Here is a 17,666-nt window from a genome sequence, read left to right as displayed (position 1 = left end):
GTTTACTGCTCGGTCAATGACTATTCATTCAGAAAATAATAGGGCCCCCTCACATTCACCCGAGGCAATAACTTGAAAGGGGTAAAACGTGGTAAAAATACAAAGTAGATTAGAGAACAAGGAACAGGTGAATTATGGCGTTTTACGGTGACTCCGACGCACAAGAAACCCAAGAATGGCAAGATGCATTCGATTCAGTTTTACAACATATGGGAACTGAACGAGCGGCATTCTTGTTGGAAAAACTTTACCAACAAGCAATTGCTAAGCATGTTCCAATTCAACGTCTCAATACACCTTACTTAAATACAATTTCTGTTGAAGAACAACCTGCAATGCCGGGCGACCAAGATATGGAACGCCGTATTCGTGCATTGATTCGTTGGAATGCCTTAGCAATGGTACTTCGCGCGAATAAAACAGGTGATGATTTAGGTGGACACTTGGCGAGCTTCGCATCAAGTGCAACATTATATGACGTAGGTTTTAACCATTTCTTCCGCGCAAACAGCAATAGCTTTGGCGGAGATATGATTTATTACCAAGGGCACTGTGCTCCTGGTATTTATGCACGTTCATTCCTTGAAGGACGTTTAACTGAAGAACAGTTAAGTAATTTCCGCCGTGAAGTTGGCGGTAACGGTTTACCAAGCTATCCGCATCCATATTTAATGCCTGACTATTGGCAATTCCCAACCGTATCAATGGGTCTTGGTCCAATCATGTCGATTTATCAAGCACATATTCAAAAATATTTGATGAACCGTGGCTTGATCAAAGAAGAAGATCGTAAAGTTTGGGCTTATCTTGGCGATGGCGAGATGGATGAGCCAGAAAGTACTGGTGCTATTTCACTTGCTGGTCGTGAAAAGCTTGATAACCTTATCTGGGTTGTTAACTGTAACTTACAGCGTTTAGATGGTCCTGTACGTGGTAACGGTAAAATCATTCAAGAACTAGAATCTTTATTCCGTGGTGCGGGCTGGCGTGTTATTAAAGTGGTATGGGGCCGTCATTGGGATCCACTGCTTGCAAAAGACAGCACAGGCGCTTTAAAAGCGGTAATGGAAGAGACAGTTGATGGTGAATACCAACGCTATCAAGTGAAAGGTGGTGCATATACACGTGAGAAATTCTTTGGCAAGTACCCAGAAGCTGCGGAACTTGTAAAAGATTTAAGCGATGAAGACATCGATAATCTCAACCGTGGTGGTCACGACCCTTACAAAGTGTTTGCTGCCTATGCAGAAGCAATGAAAGCTAAAGGTCAACCAACAGTTATTCTTGCGAAAACTGTTAAAGGTTACGGTTTGTCTGAAGAAATTGAAGCGGTGAACAAAACTCACCAAATCAAAAAAATGCAGATCGACTCTTTGAAATATGTACGTGACCGTTTCAATCTTCCATTTACAGACGATAAGTTAGAAGAGCTTCCATTCTACCGCCCGAGTGAAAACTCTCCAGAAATGAAGTATATGAAGGCGCGTCGTGAAGCGTTAGGTGGTTACCTACCTGCACGTCGTAAAGAGAGTGAAATTTTAGCGATTCCTGAATTATCTGTATTTGATGCTGTATTAAATGGTTCAGGTGGTAAAGAACAATCTACCACTATGGTGATGGTTCGTTTAATTGCTTCTTTACTCAAAGAAAAAGCGATTAAAGACCGCGTAGTACCAATCGTTCCAGATGAAGCACGTACTTTTGGTCTAGAAGGTATGTTCCGTCAGCTTGGTATTTATGCTGCTCACGGCCAAAAATATACTCCAGAAGACCAAGAACAATTAATGCATTACCGTGAAGCAAGTGACGGTCACATGCTTCAAGAAGGGATTAACGAAGCTGGTGCAATGAGTGCATGGGCTGCGTTGGCAACAAGTTATTCAACGAATAACTTGCCAATGATTCCAATGTATATGTACTACTCAATGTTCGGTTTCCAACGTATTGGTGACATTGCGTGGGCAGCTGGTGATGCGCAAGCTCAAGGTTTCTTATTAGGTGCAACTGCTGGTCGTACAACGTTGAACGGTGAAGGTCTACAGCACCAAGATGGTCATTCACATATCTTGGCGAACACAATTCCAAACTGTGTATCTTATGATCCATGTTTTGGTTATGAATTAGCTGTAATCGTACATGACGGTTTGCAACGTATGTATGTGAACCAAGAGCGTGTGTTCTACTACTTAACTGTAATGAACGAAAACTACGAGCATCCTGCAATGCCTGAAGGCGCTGAGGAAGGCATTAAACGTGGTATGTACTTGTTCGAAAAAGATGAAAAAGCAACTGTCCAATTACTTGGTTCAGGTGTAATTCTTCGTGAAGTAATCAAAGCTGCGAAAATCTTACGTGATGAATACCAAATCCATTCAAACGTTTGGAGTGTAACAAGCTTCAATGAGTTGTCACGTGATGGTATGGCATGTGAAGAATACAACCGTTTACACCCACTTTCTGAAGAAGTGAAAGAGTCTTGGGTATCTAAACAGTTACGTGGCACAGAAGGTATCGTTGTTTCAGCAACAGACCATATGCGTGCTTACAGCGAACAAATCCGTGCTTATCTTCCAGATGGTCGCCCATTTGTTGCATTAGGTACAGATGGATACGGTCGTTCAGATACACGTGCTAATTTACGTAGTTTCTTTGGTGTTGATGCTGCACATATCGTTGTTGCTACTTTGAAAAAATTAGCTGACGAAGGTGAAGTGGATGCACGTTTAGTTAAAGACGCAATTTCTAACTTTGAGTTAGATACTGACCGTCCAGTGGCATGGGCTCCTCAAGCGCATCCAGAAGTTCAGGCAGTTGCTGAATATAATGAAACGCAAACAGGTGAGGGGAACTAAGCATGCAAATTAAGACCCCTGATATTGGTGTAGATAAAGCAGTTGTTGCTGAAATTTTAGTAAAAGTTGGCGACAGCATTGCAGAAAATGACAGCCTTGTTTTGCTTGAGTCAGATAAAGCCTCTGTTGAAGTGCCTAGTACTTCAGCAGGTGTGGTAAAAAGCATCTTAATCAAAGAAGGTGATAGCGTAACTGAAGGTACGGTATTGCTTGAACTTGAAGCTGAGGGTGCTGCACCAGTAGCTCAAGCAGAAGAAGCTCCAAAAGCTGCACCAGCAGCTGAACAAACAGCAGCACCGGCAGCGGCTCAACAGCCTTCAACTGCTGCTCAACCAGCAACGGCAACCACTAGCCAAGTGGTTGAAGTTCAAGTTCCCGATATTGGTGTTGAAAAAGCGCTAGTTGGTGAAATTTTAGTAAAAGTTGGCGAACAGATTGATGTTGAACAAAGCATCGTTGTGGTTGAGTCTGACAAAGCAACTGTAGAAGTACCAAGCAATGTTGCAGGTACTGTAGAAAGCATTCAAGTTAAAGAAGGCGATACAGTTAAAGAAGGTGTTGTTCTTATTCAAGTAAAAACAACGTCTGCATCTAGTGCACCAGCTGAGGCACCTGCTTCTACAACAGCAGCTCCAGCGGCAGCACCTGCACCAGCTCAAACTGTAGCATCGACTGCTACTCAATCTGGACCGGTTGATATTAACGTTCCTGATTTGGGTGTAGATAAAGCAGTTGTTGCTGAAATCTTGGTTCAGGTTGGTGACAAAGTTGATGTAGACCAAAGCCTTGTTGTTGTTGAGTCAGATAAAGCAACTGTGGAAGTTCCAAGTACTGTTGCTGGTGTTGTGAAAGCAATTCACTTGCAAGCAGGCCAACAAGTTTCACAAGGTGTATTGCTGGCAACAATTGAAGCTGAAGGCCAAGCATCTGCTGCTGCACCAGCGGCGAAAGCAGAATCAGCTCCAGCTCCGCAGGCAGCAGCGCCTAAAGCAGCAGCTCCTGCTGCGACTCAGTCTGCGCCTGTAGCGTCAACATCTGGTGCTGATAAGTTAACGAAAGAGCAAGAAGCTGAAAATGCTAAAGTATATGCAGGCCCTGCCGTTCGTAAGCTTGCTCGTGAACTTGGCGTGATTTTGTCACAAGTTAAAACTTCTGGTGAGCATGGCCGTGTTGTTAAAGAAGATATCTTTGCTTATGTGAAGAGTCGTTTAACTGCACCGCAAGCGGCGCCAGTTGCTGCGGCTGCACCAGCGGTTTCGGGTTTGCCAAAGCTTCCTGACTTTACTGCGTTTGGTGGTGTGGAAGAAAAAGTACTGACGCGTTTGCAGCAAGTATCAATTCCGCAATTGTCGTTGAACAACTTTATTCCGCAAGTCACCCAGTTTGATTTGGCTGATATTACTGAGTTAGAAGATTGGCGTAATGAACTGAAAGGCAACTTCAAAAAAGAAGGTATCAGCCTGACAATTATGGCATTCATTATCAAAGCGGTTGCGTACTTGTTAAAAGAAGAGCGTGAGTTTGCAGGTCATCTATCTGATGACGGTAAATCAGTGCTCTTGCGCAATGAAATCCATATGGGAATTGCGGTAGCAACACCTGATGGTTTAACTGTGCCAGTACTTCGTAACCCAGACCAAAAATCAATTAAGCAAATTGCAGTTGAATTGGGTGTGTTAGGTCAAAAAGCGCGTGATAAGAAATTAACACCGAAAGATTTGCAAGGTGCGAATTTCACCATTTCAAGTTTAGGCGCAATTGGTGGTACAGCATTTACACCTCTTGTGAACTGGCCACAAGTTGCAATTTTAGGTATTTCACCTGCAACAATGCAGCCAGTATGGAATGGTAAAGACTTTGATCCGCGTTTAATGTTGCCGTTGTCATTGTCTTATGACCACCGTGTAATTAATGGTGCAGATGCAGCTCGCTTTACAAATAAACTTACGAAACTTCTTAAAGATATTCGTACTTTATTAATCTAATATTTTTAAATGAATCATTAAAACCTCGCTTCGGCGGGGTTTTATTTTGATATTTAATTTAATTGGTTTTAAGTTAATCTAAAGACGAAAAATGAAGTGTCGAGAGAGGAGAAATTTCTCGTTAGTCGGTAAAGGAGAAAGAATAAATGGTAGGATTGTTAAAAATCATGGTGCCGATTCTATTAATTGTATTTTTATTAATGGGATTGTGGGTGAGTGTTTTACACTTTCCTTGGGAATGGATGACTTACGTTGCAATGGGCTTGGAAGTATTTGTAGCAATGCTTATTTTGCCATTTGAATTTCAATCTCAGCACGTAACTGGCATTAATAATTTTGGATTTATTAATTTAAGTATTTGTTTAGCTTTATTATTGGGTCTAGGACGATTGTTAGTTTGGGCGTGGATAAAATTTTTCGCCTGAATGTTTGAAAAATAGAACTACTCGAATATAATAAACGCATACTTCATTGGGGAGTAGCCGCTATTCATTTCTAAATGAATAGGTGATGATCAACATAATTGTTCAACAGAACATGGTCATCATAGCTTAAACGTCTCATCGTTTCCGAGTTGGCAAGACCTTTGATTTACCACTCTGCAGATATTTGGCTAGCAGGAGGGGTAGGTCATGGGCATTTATGCTAGCCAGAGAAACGACATGCAAGAATTTTTGATTTCTACTTCAATTGTTGCCCTCGCTGAAATGGGCGATAAAACCCAATTATTGGCCCTTTTACTGTCTGCACGTTTTCGTAAGCCAATCCCTATTCTTATTGCTATTCTTTTAGCGACTCTAATTAATCATGGTATTTCTGCTGTACTTGGACAGTGGATTACGACCGTGCTGAGCCCCGAAATTTTAGTCTGGGTCCTTGCAGCTGGTTTCATTGGTATGGCGTTCTGGATGCTTATTCCAGATAAGCTCGATGATGAAACAGATAGTATTAATAGATGGCAAAAGTTTGGTGTTTTTGGCGCAACCTTTATTTTATTTTTCTTGGCTGAAATTGGCGATAAAACCCAAATAGCAACAGTCGCTTTAGCTGCACGTTACGATAGCATCTTTTGGGTGATGTTAGGTACAACCCTAGGAATGATGATTGCCAATGCACCAGCTGTATTTATTGGTAATAAATTGGCTGAACGTTTATCCATCTCGCTCATTCATAAAATTGGTGCTGCTATTTTCTTAATTGTAGGTATCTCTACTTTAGTACAGCATTATTTCTTCTAACGCATTTTAAGCTGCCAAAAAAACGCACTCGAATCGAGTGCGTTTTTTTATAGGTAATTTTAATAGTTAAATTTCACAGTAAAGTTAATTTGACGTGGATTACCTAAAGTCACCAAATTTTCATTTAAGGCACCTGCATAGTAATCTTTATCGAATAGATTGCGGATCGCAAGTTGGGCACCCCAATGTCCTGCATCATAGCCAGCTTCTGTATCAAATACGGTATAGCCTGGAATATGGACATCTAGCTTATCCATAGTTTTATAAGTTTCACCTCGGAATCCACCGCCGACATACCAACCGAGTTTTGAGGCAGGGTCAAATTTATAGCGCGCTGATAAGCTATAAGCATGGTCAGGAATATTGTCGAGTGCTTTTCCTACATTGCTCGCGTTTGCATCTTTACTAATTTCAGCATCAATTGTGTAGGTATAGGCAGCTGTTAATTTTAAACCCTCTAAAATTTCTGCGCTGAGCTCAGTCTCGATACCACGAGTTAATTGTTCGCCACGCTGAACTTTCTCACTCGTATTGATTGGGTCATTAACTACAACATTCTGACGTTTTAGGTCATACCAGGCGATAGCACCTTGAACTCGTTGATCTGGGCTTTGTAATTTCATTCCGACTTCAACCTGTTTCCCTTCTTCAGGTTTGAACGGATTGTTATTTACATCAGTACCGCTATTTGGGGTAAATGAAGTGGCATAGCTGACATAAGGAGCCACAATGTCATTAAGGGTATACATGACAGAGGCGCTGCCCGTAAATGCATTGTCTGTTTGCTTACTTGTACTGCCAGTCACCAAACTTGTAGTTTGAGTTTGAGCCCAGTCTTGACGACCAGATAAGCTTAAAAGTAATTGGTCATTAAGCTGAATGCGGTCACGTAAATAAAGCCCTAAATATTTGAGACGGTTGATATCACGAACATTTTGAGTCAATTTTACATTTTGACCGTAAACGGGGTTATAGATATTTAAATCGCCAATATCGTATTTATCATTAGTGTAATCACTTTTTTCCTGAAAAGCGTCTACTCCAATATTAAGGTCGTGTTGCATGCCATATAAATCAAACTGTTTATTGAAACGGTTATCGATGGCAAAGCTTAAATTATCAATAATTTGGTGGCGGCTATTATTTTTACGGCTAATGGTTGTGTAGTCGATTTCACCTTGTTTATTTTTTACCCAAAAGTTGTTACCTGTACGAGCAAAGACAGCGGTACCATCCATTTCAGTTTTTTGTACGGCAAAGTTCTGATTAAAGTTCCAACCGTTATCAAAAGCGTGTTTAAAGGTGTAACCTGTGCGGTAAACATCGGCTTCATATTTACCAAAATTAGGATCGCCAATATATAAACTTCGGTCTATAGCGCCGTTAGGGTTATCTTTTAATGTACCAATGACAGGTAACCCTTGTTGACGGATGTATTCGCGATGCTGATAGCTTGCGATGACAGATAGATCAGTGTTATCCCCTAAGTCAAAGTTATAAGAGGGAGAGATGTAGTAATTTTTAAAATACACATAATCTGTTGGGTCATCTTGGTCAGAGATACGACCATTTAAACGGAAAGCACCTTTTTCACTATTATTAGGACTATAGTTTAAATCAAACGTTCCTTCTTTAAGGTTGTAGCTGCCATAAGTCATAGTGGCCCGAGCAAAGCTTTCAGCTTGAGGGCGTTTAGTCACTAAGTTGACCATACCTCCTGGAGCAACCAAACCAAAATTAATAGATGCAGGCCCTTTTAAAACTTGTACCTGATCCATGCCTGATAACTCAGTAGCAACATACGTATTCTGGCCTACTCTTAAGCCATCTACATAAACTGAATCAGAAGAAGTTTGTCCTCGAATAACAAAATCATCCCAACCACGACGACCAAGTTTCCCAGCTTCTACGCCTGCGACACCTTCAAGTGCATCTGCTAAAGTTCTTGCTTGTTTCTGGTCAAGCTGTTCGCGGGTTACTACCGAAACCGACTGAGCAGTTTTAAATAAGGGTGCATCTGATTTTAAGGCAGAGTTTGCTTTCGTTGCGACATAAGGTGAAGTACTTTCTTTTTGCGCTTGAACAGAAATCGTGGGAAGAACACTGGTCGAATTTTGTTGTTCTGTTATTTCTTCAGCGTGACTTGCTGTCATCGAAGTAAAAATAGCAACTGCTAACAATGTTTTTGATGTTGAAAAACGGAAGGGTTGATTCATGGGAGGCCTAAGCAGCACAAAAAATAAATTTGATAATGAGAATTATTTTAATTTATTGTGGGTTAATTTAAAATAACATTATGATTCATTTATAAAATAAGAAAAGCAAAATCAATTTTAAAATATTATTAGAAAAATAAAGTAGTTTATTGCAAGAGTTACTGAATCCCTTTATTTTAGTATGGATATAAAAATATCTAATATTTAAAGTTTTTTTGGGGAATTGTATGGGGTTTGAAAAAACAACATCGCAGATATTATTTGATAATGGCGTACATAAATGTATTAGTTTTACCAGCTTGGTTAAAGGGGAAGGCATCCAAGCCAATCAATTTTTAATTATTGACCATGAGCGCGCTGCTGTAATCGATCCGGGTGGCGATTTGACCTATGTTCCATTAACGATGGAATTAAATAAATATACACGTTTGAAAAATCTAGACTATGTGATGGCCTCGCATCAAGATCCGGACATTATTACTTCAATGCCACGCTGGCTGGTTTATACCGATGCTAAAGTCGTTGCATCAAAATTATGGGCACGTTTTTTACCGCACCTAAATTCCTCATTTATGAGTGAGCGTATGAAAGGGAATTGGGAAGATCGTCTTATTGAATTACCTGACCGCGGCCAAGTGATTACTCTAGGAGAATCCAAGCTTGTGGTAGTTCCCGCTCACTTCTTACATTCGGTGGGTAATTTTCAGTTTTATGATCCAGTTGCTAAGATTCTGTTTTCTGGCGATATGGGTGCCTCGATTGTTGAAGATGCTAATCAGCCTTTAAAAGATTTCGATACGCATGTCATGAAAATGAAGGCTTTTCACCAACGCTATATGTGTTCCAACAAAGTTATCCGTTTGTGGGTCAATATGGTGCGCCAAATGGATATTGAAATGATTGTGCCTCAGCACGGTAGTCCATTTATGGGTAAAGAAATGGTCAATCAGTTTTTAGACTGGATTGAGACCTTGCCATGCGGCGTAGATTTAATGACTGAGCAAATTTTTAGCTGTCCTACCTAAATATTATGACTAATGATCAACCCAGATAAAATTCTGGGTTGCAAAAACCTCGATTAAAAAATAACGTTAAAACTATAATAAGTGGGAATTATTTGGAGAAGCTCTATATCTATTGCTGAAAAAGGCAAAGATAATATGAAAATTGCATTGAAATTTGTTTATAATAGCTCACGGAATTTACCAGTGAGATTGTTATGCTGACCATCGTTCAAGAAGCGCTAACCTTCGATGATGTCTTATTACTTCCTGCCTACTCTACTGTTCTCCCAAAAGATGTCTCTTTAAAGACACGTTTAACTCGCGGCATTCATTTAAATATCCCATTAGTTTCAGCTGCAATGGATACAGTGACTGAGTCACGTATGGCGATTGCTATGTCACAAAATGGTGGTATCGGGATTTTGCACAAAAACATGGATATTGCTGCTCAAGCTGCAGAAGTACGCCGTGTGAAAAAATTCGAAGCGGGTATGGTGAAAGATCCTATCACTGTAACGCCTGAAACTACAGTACGTGAACTCATCGCAATTACCAGCGCTAATAACATTAGCGGTGTACCTGTTGTTAAAGACGGCAAGGTTGTTGGTATTGTGACAGGCCGTGATACGCGTTTTGAAACCAATTTAGAACAACCTGTTAGCAACATCATGACAGGCCAAGATCGTTTAGTAACTGTACGTGAAGGCGAGTCTAAAGAAAATATTCAAGCATTATTGCAAAAACACCGTATTGAAAAAGTCTTAGTCGTTGGTGAGAGCAACGAACTTAAAGGCTTAATTACAGTAACTGACTTCCGCAAAGCTGAGAGCTATCCAAACAGTTGTAAAGATGATCTTGGTCGTTTACGTGTTGGTGCTGCGGTAGGTACTGGTGCTGATACACCAAGTCGTGTGGAAGCATTGGTTGAAGCTGGTGTTGACGTAATTGTTGTTGATACAGCGCATGGCCACTCTGCTGGTGTAATTGAACGTGTACGTTGGGTGAAACAAAACTTCCCTCAAGTACAAGTGATTGGTGGCAATATTGCAACTGGTGATGCTGCATTAGCATTATTAGATGCAGGTGCAGATGCTGTAAAAGTAGGTATTGGCCCTGGTTCTATCTGTACAACACGTATTGTGGCTGGTATCGGTATGCCACAAATTTCTTCGATTGACAGCGTTGCTAGTGCACTAAAAGATCAAATTCCTTTAATTGCAGATGGCGGTATCCGCTTCTCTGGCGATATGGCAAAAGCGATCGGTGCGGGTGCAAGTACGATCATGGTTGGTTCATTACTTGCGGGTACTGAAGAAGCGCCGGGCGAAGTTGAGTTTTTCCAAGGTCGTTACTACAAAGCATATCGTGGTATGGGTTCATTAGGTGCAATGGCGGGAGCAACTGGTTCTGCTGACCGTTATTTCCAAGATTCAAAAGCGGGTGCTGAGAAGTTAGTACCAGAAGGAATCGAAGGCCGTGTTCCATATAAAGGCCCAATGGGTAACATCGTTCATCAAATGATGGGTGGTTTACGTTCATCGATGGGTTATACAGGTTCAGCTGTGATTGAAGATCTTCGCCAAAATGCGAAATTTGTGAAAATTACTTCAGCAGGCATGTCTGAGTCACATGTTCATGATGTAACGATTACTAAAGAAGCTCCAAACTATCGTGTTGGTTAGATTTTCGTAACCAAAACAATGAAGAAAGCCGTCATTACACTGACGGCTTTTTGTTTTTGGTGTAAAGTAAATCTGACGAAAAGAGATATGGCGGAATTGCCATATATGAAGTAAGCCACGGCTGAAGTGGCGTAAAAATGAGATAAGCTATGAGTTATTTTGGAACGGATGGTATTCGTGGAAAATTTGGGCAAATGCCTATTACTCCAGAGTTTGCTTTAAAACTCGGTTTTGCTGCAGGGAAGGTATTAAAACGAACGAGTCCAAAAAATAAGCCACTTGTTGTATTAGGAAAAGACACTCGTTTATCTGGTTATATTTTAGAGTCTGCTTTGCAGGCGGGGGTAAACGCTGCTGGCGTATATGTTCATTTGCTTGGCCCATTACCGACCCCAGCAATTGCGCACCTTACTCGTGCTTTACATGCGCATGCAGGTATCGTGATTTCTGCATCACATAACCCATATTTTGATAATGGTATTAAATTTTTCTCAAGCGAAGGTAAAAAATTACCAGATGCTCTACAAGAAGAAATTAACCTCGAATTAGAAAAAGATTTGTTTATTGAGGACACGGCAAACTTAGGTAAAAGTGTTCGTGTAAATGATGCGAATGGTCGCTATATCGAATTTTGTAAATCTACTTTCCCTTACCACTTTGACTTAAATAATTTAAAGATTGTGTTGGACTGTGCTCATGGTGCGGCGTATAGCGTTGGTCCTTCGGTTTTCCGTGAGTTAGGGGCAAAAGTTGTTGCTTTATATAATGAGCCAGATGGTTTAAATATTAATGAAGGTTGTGGTTCAACACATCCTGAAAAACTACAAAAAGCTGTAGTTGAGCACGAAGCAGATTTAGGGATTGCCTTTGATGGTGATGCTGACCGTGTCGTGATGGTCGATAAGTTTGGTAACTTAATTGATGGTGACCATATCTTATATATTTTAGCGACTCAGGCTCAAAATAAGCCAGCAGGCGTAGTGGGTACTGTCATGAGTAACATGGCACTCGAAGTCGCACTTGAAAAAGCGAATGTTGGTTTTGTACGTGCTAAGGTTGGTGACCGTTATGTATTACAAGCCCTAGAAGAAAATGGTTGGGTTACTGGTGGGGAACCATCTGGTCATATTCTAACTTTAGACAAGAGTACGACAGGTGATGCGATTATTGCAGCACTTCAAGTTTTAACCGTGATGGTCGAGCAAAATAAGGCTCTTCATGAACTGGTTCAAGACTTTAAACTATTCCCACAAATTCTTGTGAATGTACGTTTAGAACAAATGCTGGATCCGTACTCTATTCCGGCATTGGTTACTGAATTTGATAAAGCAGAAGCACAGCTCAAAGGGCGTGGACGAATCTTGATTCGTAAGTCAGGAACAGAGCCTGTAATTCGTGTTATGGTCGAAGGTGATGATGAGCAAGAAGTGAATGCTTTAGCTCAGCATTTAGCCGATTCAGTTCGTTCACAAGCACAAGTCGCATAAGGTGCATGACATGAGTGATGTCATTAAAGATTTAAGTGAATTACGGTTAAGCTACGAGCAAGGAGAATTGCATGAGGGGCAAGTTGAATCTAGTCCTCATCAGCAGTTTCTTGGTTGGTTTAACCATGCTCTAGCAGCCAATTTGCATGAACCCTATGCAATGTCATTAGCGACAGCAAGTGCGAATGGCAGACCTCATGTTCGAACAGTTTTGTTACGTGGGGCTACAGAAGCTGGGTATGATTTTTATACTAACTACGACAGTCAGAAAGGTATCGATTTGGCAGAAAATCCATATGCCGAATTATTATTTTACTGGCCAAGTCTAGAGCGTCAGGTGCGAGTTGGTGGTCATGTAGTCAAAATTGCTGAGCAAGAGTCTACAGATTACTATCGTAAACGACCACGTGATAGCCAGATTGCAGCGCATATCAGTACGCCGCAAAGTGGTAAGATTGAAAGCCGAGAGCTGTTACAGCAACGTTTTCAAGATTTACAACAGCAAGTTACAAGTCGTGAAGTGCTTGATAAGCCAGAGTTCTGGGGAGGTTATCGTTTGCAGCCAGATTATTATGAATTCTGGCAAGGACGACCAAATCGTTTACATGACCGCTTGAGTTATGAAAAAATCGACGGTCAATGGACGTTGCACCGACTGATGCCTTAAATGACAAAAATACAAATCAAACAAAGACCTTTATTGACACGCCCTGAACAGTTTCAGGGCGTGCCTCCGTTTATTGCCGAAATTTTGGCAAGGCGTGGGGTACAATCTGAACAGGAATTAGAATTAAAGCTTAAGAATTTATTAGCTCCACAGCTCAAGGGATTAGAAACTGCTGTGGCATTAATAGATCAAGCTATTGATGAGCAGAAAAAAATTGTTATTGTCGGTGATTACGATGCCGATGGAGCAACCAGTACAGCGTTAATGGTATTGGTGCTTCGCGATATGGGAGCACAAGTCGACTATTTGGTTCCAGACCGATTTAAATACGGTTATGGACTTACTCCAGCAATTGCAGAGCTTGCACATCAAACTTATCAACCCGATTTATTAATTACTGTCGATAATGGGATTTCCAGCCATGCTGGTGTTGATGCGGCACACGCACTGGGCATGCAAGTGGTTATTACAGATCACCATTTAACCACTAAAGAAACACCGCTTGCAGAAGCAGTTGTAAACCCAAATCAGTTAGGTTGTGAGTTCCCAAGTAAGGCGCTTGCAGGTGTTGGAGTTGCATTTTATGTGCTGGCCAATTTAGCAAGTTTACGTAACAAGCAAAACAAAAGTACAAGTAAAGTCACTCAATATCTAGACTTGGTTGCTTTAGGAACTTATGCGGATGTTGCTGTTCTAGATTATAACAACCGTATTTTGGTCGATGCAGGTGTAAAACGTATTCAACAACATCAATGCCGAGCCGGAATATTGGCGTTGCTAGATATTGCTGGCCGTGAGGCATCATCTTTGCGTGCACAAGATTTAGGTTTTGTTTTGGGTCCGCGTATTAACGCTGCTGGACGCATGGAGAGCATGCGTATAGGCATTGAATGTTTATTAGCTGACACTATGGAATCTGCCTATCCAATCGCGAGACAGTTAAATCAATTAAATATAGAGCGCCGTCAAATCGAAGGGGAGATGAAGCAACAAGCCTTGTCTGCTTTAGATAGCTTGCAGCTCTCAAAGGAAGACGTTCCTCCAGCTCTTATACTCTTCGAAGAAAACTGGCATCAAGGTGTGATTGGGATTGTAGCGGGGCGTTTAAAAGAGCAGTTTCATCGTCCCACTATTGTGTTTGCACCTGATGAAGATGGTATTCATATAAAAGGGTCTGCACGTTCAATTGATGGCGTGCATATTCGAGATACGATTGAACAGGTTGCTGAACAACATCCAGAATTGGTGAGTCATTTCGGTGGTCATGCAGCAGCAGCGGGTTTAACTATACGTAAAGAAAACTTTGAAGCTTTTAAAACTGTTTTTGTTGGCTGTATTGCAACCATGGACGAATCTCTGTTTCAAGCAACGTTATGGACAGATGGAGAACTCCCTGCTTCTGCCTTACAACTCGACACTTTAGACTGGATAGAACAGTTAGGACCGTGGGGACAAAAATTCCCTTTCCCACAATTTGAAGGACATTTTAAAGTTGTTGATTATCGCTGGCTTAAAGAAACGCATTTGAAGCTTAAATTAGCACTCGACCAATACAGTTTTGATGCAATTGCTTTTAATGCAGTGGGCCGTTTTGAGTTTGACCCAATGCGGGATTATGTACATTTGGTCTATGAAATAGATCGTAATGCATTTAATGGCAATGTGAATTTACAATTACGCATCGTACATTTAAACCAATAAAAAAATCCGCTCAATTGAGCGGATTTTTTATGACTTTAGGCTTGATTAGAAGCGGTATGCTGCACGAACACCATAAGTGTTGTCGTTATCACCAAATCCAACACGGCCTTCAACACTTACTTGCTGATTTAAGAATTTTTTAGCATTGATACCAAATTCATCTTTATCAGTTAAGTCGTTGTTGTAGTAATCAGCACCAACACTTAAAGTTTTGTCGATGTAGTAGTCACCACGAACTTTATATTCGTCTAGGTCACCGAACGCACCGAACGCTTCAAGGTTTACGTCATGTTGGCCTACTTGAGTTACGTATTTAGCACGAACTGTTGGATCAGCGCCGTCTTTACCGTCTTTTTCGTCGTAGCCTTTAACACCTAGAGCAAGTAATAAACCTGGAGCTGGTAAATAACCTACTTCAGCTGCATAAGTAGTTACTTTGCTGTCAATATTAGTGTTGTCGACTTCACGCTCATTTCGACCTACATCACCGCTAAGGTAGAAATCTGAGTTAGGAACGTAATATTCAACACCTACGCCATATTGAGTATCTTTTGTACCGCTGTTATCGCCATAGTTGATAAGGGCGTTAACGTTACTTGCACGGCTTAAGAAAGCTGCTTCAGCAAGTGGAGCATTACGAGTTTGAACAGGATTAAAGTAATAAGTCCCGTCAACACCGAATTTACTTACGCTGCTACCGTTGTCTGGATCAAGATAATTGTAAGAACCACCAACTTCAGCTTGGTAAGCGTTTGCTGCGCCACTCACTGCGAGTGCAGATAAAAGAGCTGATGCAATTGCTAGTTTTTTCATGGAATCTCTCCCCTCTAAAAAGCGATTTTATAAATGTTTTGTTACAACTTTTAGTCTAGACGAAAAAGCTTTGTCGTCAATCTTGCGCAAGTAACCGTACTGTAACCGTGTGCTATTTATGTAAACTAATTTAATTTAAGATATTGATTTTAAAATATAAAATCATAATGTTTTATTTTATTAAAATTGAGGATATTTTGTGTAGATCATAAAAAATGCTGTAAAAGTACCCAATTTTGTATGAGGATGTTACCAATTAATCTTAAATTGAACTGAAGAAAATTTATAAATCAAATTGATGAAATATGATGAGAAATACAAAGCGGGTTCGTAGATAACCGCAGCTATGCTAAAATAATTGACTGTTTATCTGCTCTTATGGGAACACTCGCGTGGAAATTAATCCTTATCTAAACCAATTGAAAGACTTAACTGATCGTAGCCAAACACTACGGGGGTATCTTTGACTACGATCTGAAAAAAGAACGTTTAGAAGAAGTTTTACGTGAGTTAGAAGATCCTGCGATCTGGAATGATCAAAGCCGCGCTCAGGCGATGGCGAAAGAAAAAGGTGAACTAGAAAACGTTATTAATGTATTGGATGGCTTATCTACACAGCTTGAAGATGCAAAAGCGATGTTAGATTTGGCTGTAGAAGCCGACGATGAAAGCCTGCTTGAAGATGTTCAGTCTGAGCTTGGTGCTGCCGAAGATGAACTGGCTAAACTTGAATTCCGTCGTATGTTTAGCAACCCGATGGACCCGAATCCTTGCTATGTAGAGATTCAATCAGGTTCAGGTGGTACTGAAGCACAAGATTGGGCGTCTATGCTTTTACGCATGTATATGCGCTGGATTGAACGTCATGGCTTTAAAGCAGAACTTATGGAAGTGTCTGACGGTGACGTAGCTGGTATTAAATCAGCAACTATACGTGTGGAAGGTGAATATGCCTACGGTTGGTTACGCACAGAGTCAGGTGTACACCGTTTAGTTCGTAAATCACCATTTGACAGTGGCAACCGTCGTCACACTTCATTCTCTGCGGTATTTATTTCCCCAGAGGTTGATGACAATATTGAAATTGATATCAATCCTTCTGATGTTCGTACCGATACATACCGTGCATCTGGTGCAGGTGGTCAGCATATTAACAAAACCGACTCGGCTGTGCGTTTGACTCACATCCCAACAGGTATTGTAGTAGCGTGTCAGAACCAGCGTTCGCAACATGCTAACCGTGACCACGCATGGAAACAGTTACGTGCACGTTTGTACGAATTGGAAATGCAAAAACGTAATGAAGCAGCTCAAGCTCTAGAAGACTCTAAGTCTGATATCGGTTGGGGAAGCCAAATTCGTTCATATGTATTAGATGATTCTCGTATTAAAGATTTACGTACGGGTGTTGAAAACTCTAATACAGGTGCTGTTCTTGATGGTGACCTTGATCGTTTTATCGAAGCGAGTTTAAAACAAGGTTTATAAGAGTCTGCTGAACTTTTAGTTTAAATACAGTTCATCTATGAATATGTAGAACTCTTGGATTTTTAGCGATTAAAACGGCAAAGCAGTTCAGCCTTCGAATGTTAATCGAAAAAATGCGATATGAATATCGAAAAAAATAGATATGAATATCGAAAAAATGCGATATTATGTTTTCGAAATGCTGAACAAAGCTTTGTTCGTTTAAAAGACGTGTTGAGCCTATGGATATTGATGCAATTAGCAAAGCCCTTTCCAACCCTCTACGTCGGCAAATTTTGCAATGGTTAAAAGAACCTGCGCATTATTTACCGGTGGAAGAGTGTGGTGGTAGTTTTGAGAAGGGTGTTTGCGCAGGTCATATTGAACGTTTGGGTAAAGTAGCTCAGTCTACGATGTCTAATCATTTGTCTGTGTTACAACAGGCGGGGCTTATTCAGGTCCAAAAATATGGTCAATGGTCTTATTTTTCACGTAACGAAGCTTTGATTCAGCAATATATCGAACATTTAAAACAAACACTTTAAATTATTAAA

General features: G+C 40.7%; 13 protein-coding genes and 1 riboswitch. Of the genes, 11 read left to right on the top strand and 2 right to left on the bottom strand.

Annotation, left to right across the window (positions count from 1 at the left end):
* The first annotated feature begins 134 nt into the window (after positions 1 to 134).
* The 4 genes from aceE to J690_RS12395 all read left to right on the top strand — a co-directional run bounded on the left by aceE (position 135) and on the right by J690_RS12395 (position 6,075).
* Entirely contained in the window at positions 135 to 2,852 is a 2,718-nt protein-coding gene (aceE, locus tag J690_RS12410) for a pyruvate dehydrogenase (acetyl-transferring), homodimeric type (protein ID WP_002121885.1), read from the top strand.
* Positions 2,853 to 2,854: 2 nt separating this feature from the next.
* Complete coding sequence (locus tag J690_RS12405) at positions 2,855 to 4,837, top strand: 2-oxo acid dehydrogenase subunit E2 (protein ID WP_032036131.1); 1,983 nt, start codon at positions 2,855 to 2,857, stop codon at positions 4,835 to 4,837.
* A gap of 146 nt (positions 4,838 to 4,983) precedes the next feature.
* A complete protein-coding gene (locus tag J690_RS12400) occupies positions 4,984 to 5,262 on the top strand; it encodes a hypothetical protein (RefSeq protein ID WP_032036129.1) in 279 nt (92 codons plus the stop codon).
* 36 nt (positions 5,263 to 5,298) lie between these two features.
* A riboswitch (yybP-ykoY riboswitch) is annotated at positions 5,299 to 5,484 on the top strand.
* A gap of 15 nt (positions 5,485 to 5,499) precedes the next feature.
* Entirely contained in the window at positions 5,500 to 6,075 is a 576-nt protein-coding gene (locus J690_RS12395) for a TMEM165/GDT1 family protein (protein ID WP_005804434.1), read from the top strand.
* Between the two features lie 59 nt (positions 6,076 to 6,134).
* Here J690_RS12395 and J690_RS12390 read toward each other — a convergent pair whose 3' ends face one another.
* Complete coding sequence (locus J690_RS12390) at positions 6,135 to 8,291, bottom strand: TonB-dependent siderophore receptor (protein WP_032036127.1); 2,157 nt, start codon at positions 8,289 to 8,291, stop codon at positions 6,135 to 6,137.
* A 227-nt stretch (positions 8,292 to 8,518) separates the two neighbouring features.
* Here J690_RS12390 and J690_RS12385 point away from each other — a divergent pair, with 227 nt between their 5' ends.
* The 5 genes from J690_RS12385 to recJ all read left to right on the top strand — a co-directional run bounded on the left by J690_RS12385 (position 8,519) and on the right by recJ (position 14,832).
* The gene (locus J690_RS12385) at positions 8,519 to 9,316 is read left to right on the top strand and encodes an oxygen-binding di-iron domain-containing protein (RefSeq protein ID WP_017387567.1); all 798 of its coding nucleotides are present in this window, start codon (positions 8,519 to 8,521) and stop codon (positions 9,314 to 9,316) included.
* Positions 9,317 to 9,510: 194 nt separating this feature from the next.
* Positions 9,511 to 10,977: an IMP dehydrogenase gene (guaB, locus tag J690_RS12380; RefSeq protein WP_032036126.1), complete on the top strand. Its 1,467-nt coding sequence runs from the start codon at positions 9,511 to 9,513 to the stop codon at positions 10,975 to 10,977.
* 149 nt (positions 10,978 to 11,126) lie between these two features.
* Positions 11,127 to 12,464 (top strand): phosphoglucosamine mutase, encoded by a 1,338-nt coding sequence (gene glmM, locus J690_RS12375; RefSeq protein WP_032036125.1) that lies wholly within the window; start codon positions 11,127 to 11,129, stop codon positions 12,462 to 12,464.
* Between the two features lie 10 nt (positions 12,465 to 12,474).
* Entirely contained in the window at positions 12,475 to 13,131 is a 657-nt protein-coding gene (gene pdxH / locus J690_RS12370) for a pyridoxamine 5'-phosphate oxidase (RefSeq protein ID WP_032004988.1), read from the top strand.
* Entirely contained in the window at positions 13,132 to 14,832 is a 1,701-nt protein-coding gene (gene recJ / locus J690_RS12365) for a single-stranded-DNA-specific exonuclease RecJ (protein ID WP_032036123.1), read from the top strand.
* A 45-nt stretch (positions 14,833 to 14,877) separates the two neighbouring features.
* Here recJ and J690_RS12360 read toward each other — a convergent pair whose 3' ends face one another.
* Positions 14,878 to 15,645 carry a putative porin gene (locus J690_RS12360; RefSeq protein WP_005078653.1) on the bottom strand — a complete coding sequence of 256 codons (768 nt, stop codon included), beginning with the start codon at positions 15,643 to 15,645 and terminating at the stop codon, positions 14,878 to 14,880.
* A 392-nt stretch (positions 15,646 to 16,037) separates the two neighbouring features.
* Here J690_RS12360 and prfB point away from each other — a divergent pair.
* Together prfB and J690_RS12350 are read left to right on the top strand one after the other, a co-directional pair.
* Positions 16,038 to 17,133 (top strand): peptide chain release factor 2 gene (gene prfB, locus J690_RS12355; RefSeq protein WP_099475557.1). Its coding sequence is split into 2 segments (ribosomal slippage): positions 16,038 to 16,109 and positions 16,111 to 17,133, totalling 1,095 coding nucleotides; the frame shifts between segments, so codons are not numbered across the junction.
* 221 nt (positions 17,134 to 17,354) lie between these two features.
* Positions 17,355 to 17,657 (top strand): ArsR/SmtB family transcription factor, encoded by a 303-nt coding sequence (locus J690_RS12350; RefSeq protein ID WP_002121891.1) that lies wholly within the window; start codon positions 17,355 to 17,357, stop codon positions 17,655 to 17,657.
* Positions 17,658 to 17,666: the final 9 nt, after the last annotated feature.

The organism is Acinetobacter sp. 742879, assembly GCF_000588535.1.
Classification (GTDB): domain Bacteria; phylum Pseudomonadota; class Gammaproteobacteria; order Pseudomonadales; family Moraxellaceae; genus Acinetobacter; species Acinetobacter pittii.
The sequence above is the reverse complement of the archived record's forward strand: the minus strand, read 5'-3'. Positions and strand labels throughout refer to the sequence as shown.

Bases quoted from the DNA above. Each gene is read 5' to 3' on its own strand.
- J690_RS12405 (WP_032036131.1), top strand. From the start codon at position 2,855: ATGCAAATTAAGACCCCTGATATTGGTGTAGATAAAGCAGTTGTTGCT.
- pdxH (WP_032004988.1), top strand. From the start codon at position 12,475: ATGAGTGATGTCATTAAAGATTTAAGTGAATTACGGTTAAGCTACGAG.
- J690_RS12360 (WP_005078653.1), bottom strand. From the start codon at position 15,645: ATGAAAAAACTAGCAATTGCATCAGCTCTTTTATCTGCACTCGCAGTG.
- glmM (WP_032036125.1), top strand. From the start codon at position 11,127: ATGAGTTATTTTGGAACGGATGGTATTCGTGGAAAATTTGGGCAAATG.
- J690_RS12400 (WP_032036129.1), top strand. From the start codon at position 4,984: ATGGTAGGATTGTTAAAAATCATGGTGCCGATTCTATTAATTGTATTT.
- guaB (WP_032036126.1), top strand. From the start codon at position 9,511: ATGCTGACCATCGTTCAAGAAGCGCTAACCTTCGATGATGTCTTATTA.
- J690_RS12350 (WP_002121891.1), top strand. From the start codon at position 17,355: ATGGATATTGATGCAATTAGCAAAGCCCTTTCCAACCCTCTACGTCGG.
- recJ (WP_032036123.1), top strand. From the start codon at position 13,132: ATGACAAAAATACAAATCAAACAAAGACCTTTATTGACACGCCCTGAA.
- J690_RS12385 (WP_017387567.1), top strand. From the start codon at position 8,519: ATGGGGTTTGAAAAAACAACATCGCAGATATTATTTGATAATGGCGTA.
- J690_RS12390 (WP_032036127.1), bottom strand. From the start codon at position 8,291: ATGAATCAACCCTTCCGTTTTTCAACATCAAAAACATTGTTAGCAGTT.
- J690_RS12395 (WP_005804434.1), top strand. From the start codon at position 5,500: ATGCAAGAATTTTTGATTTCTACTTCAATTGTTGCCCTCGCTGAAATG.
- aceE (WP_002121885.1), top strand. From the start codon at position 135: ATGGCGTTTTACGGTGACTCCGACGCACAAGAAACCCAAGAATGGCAA.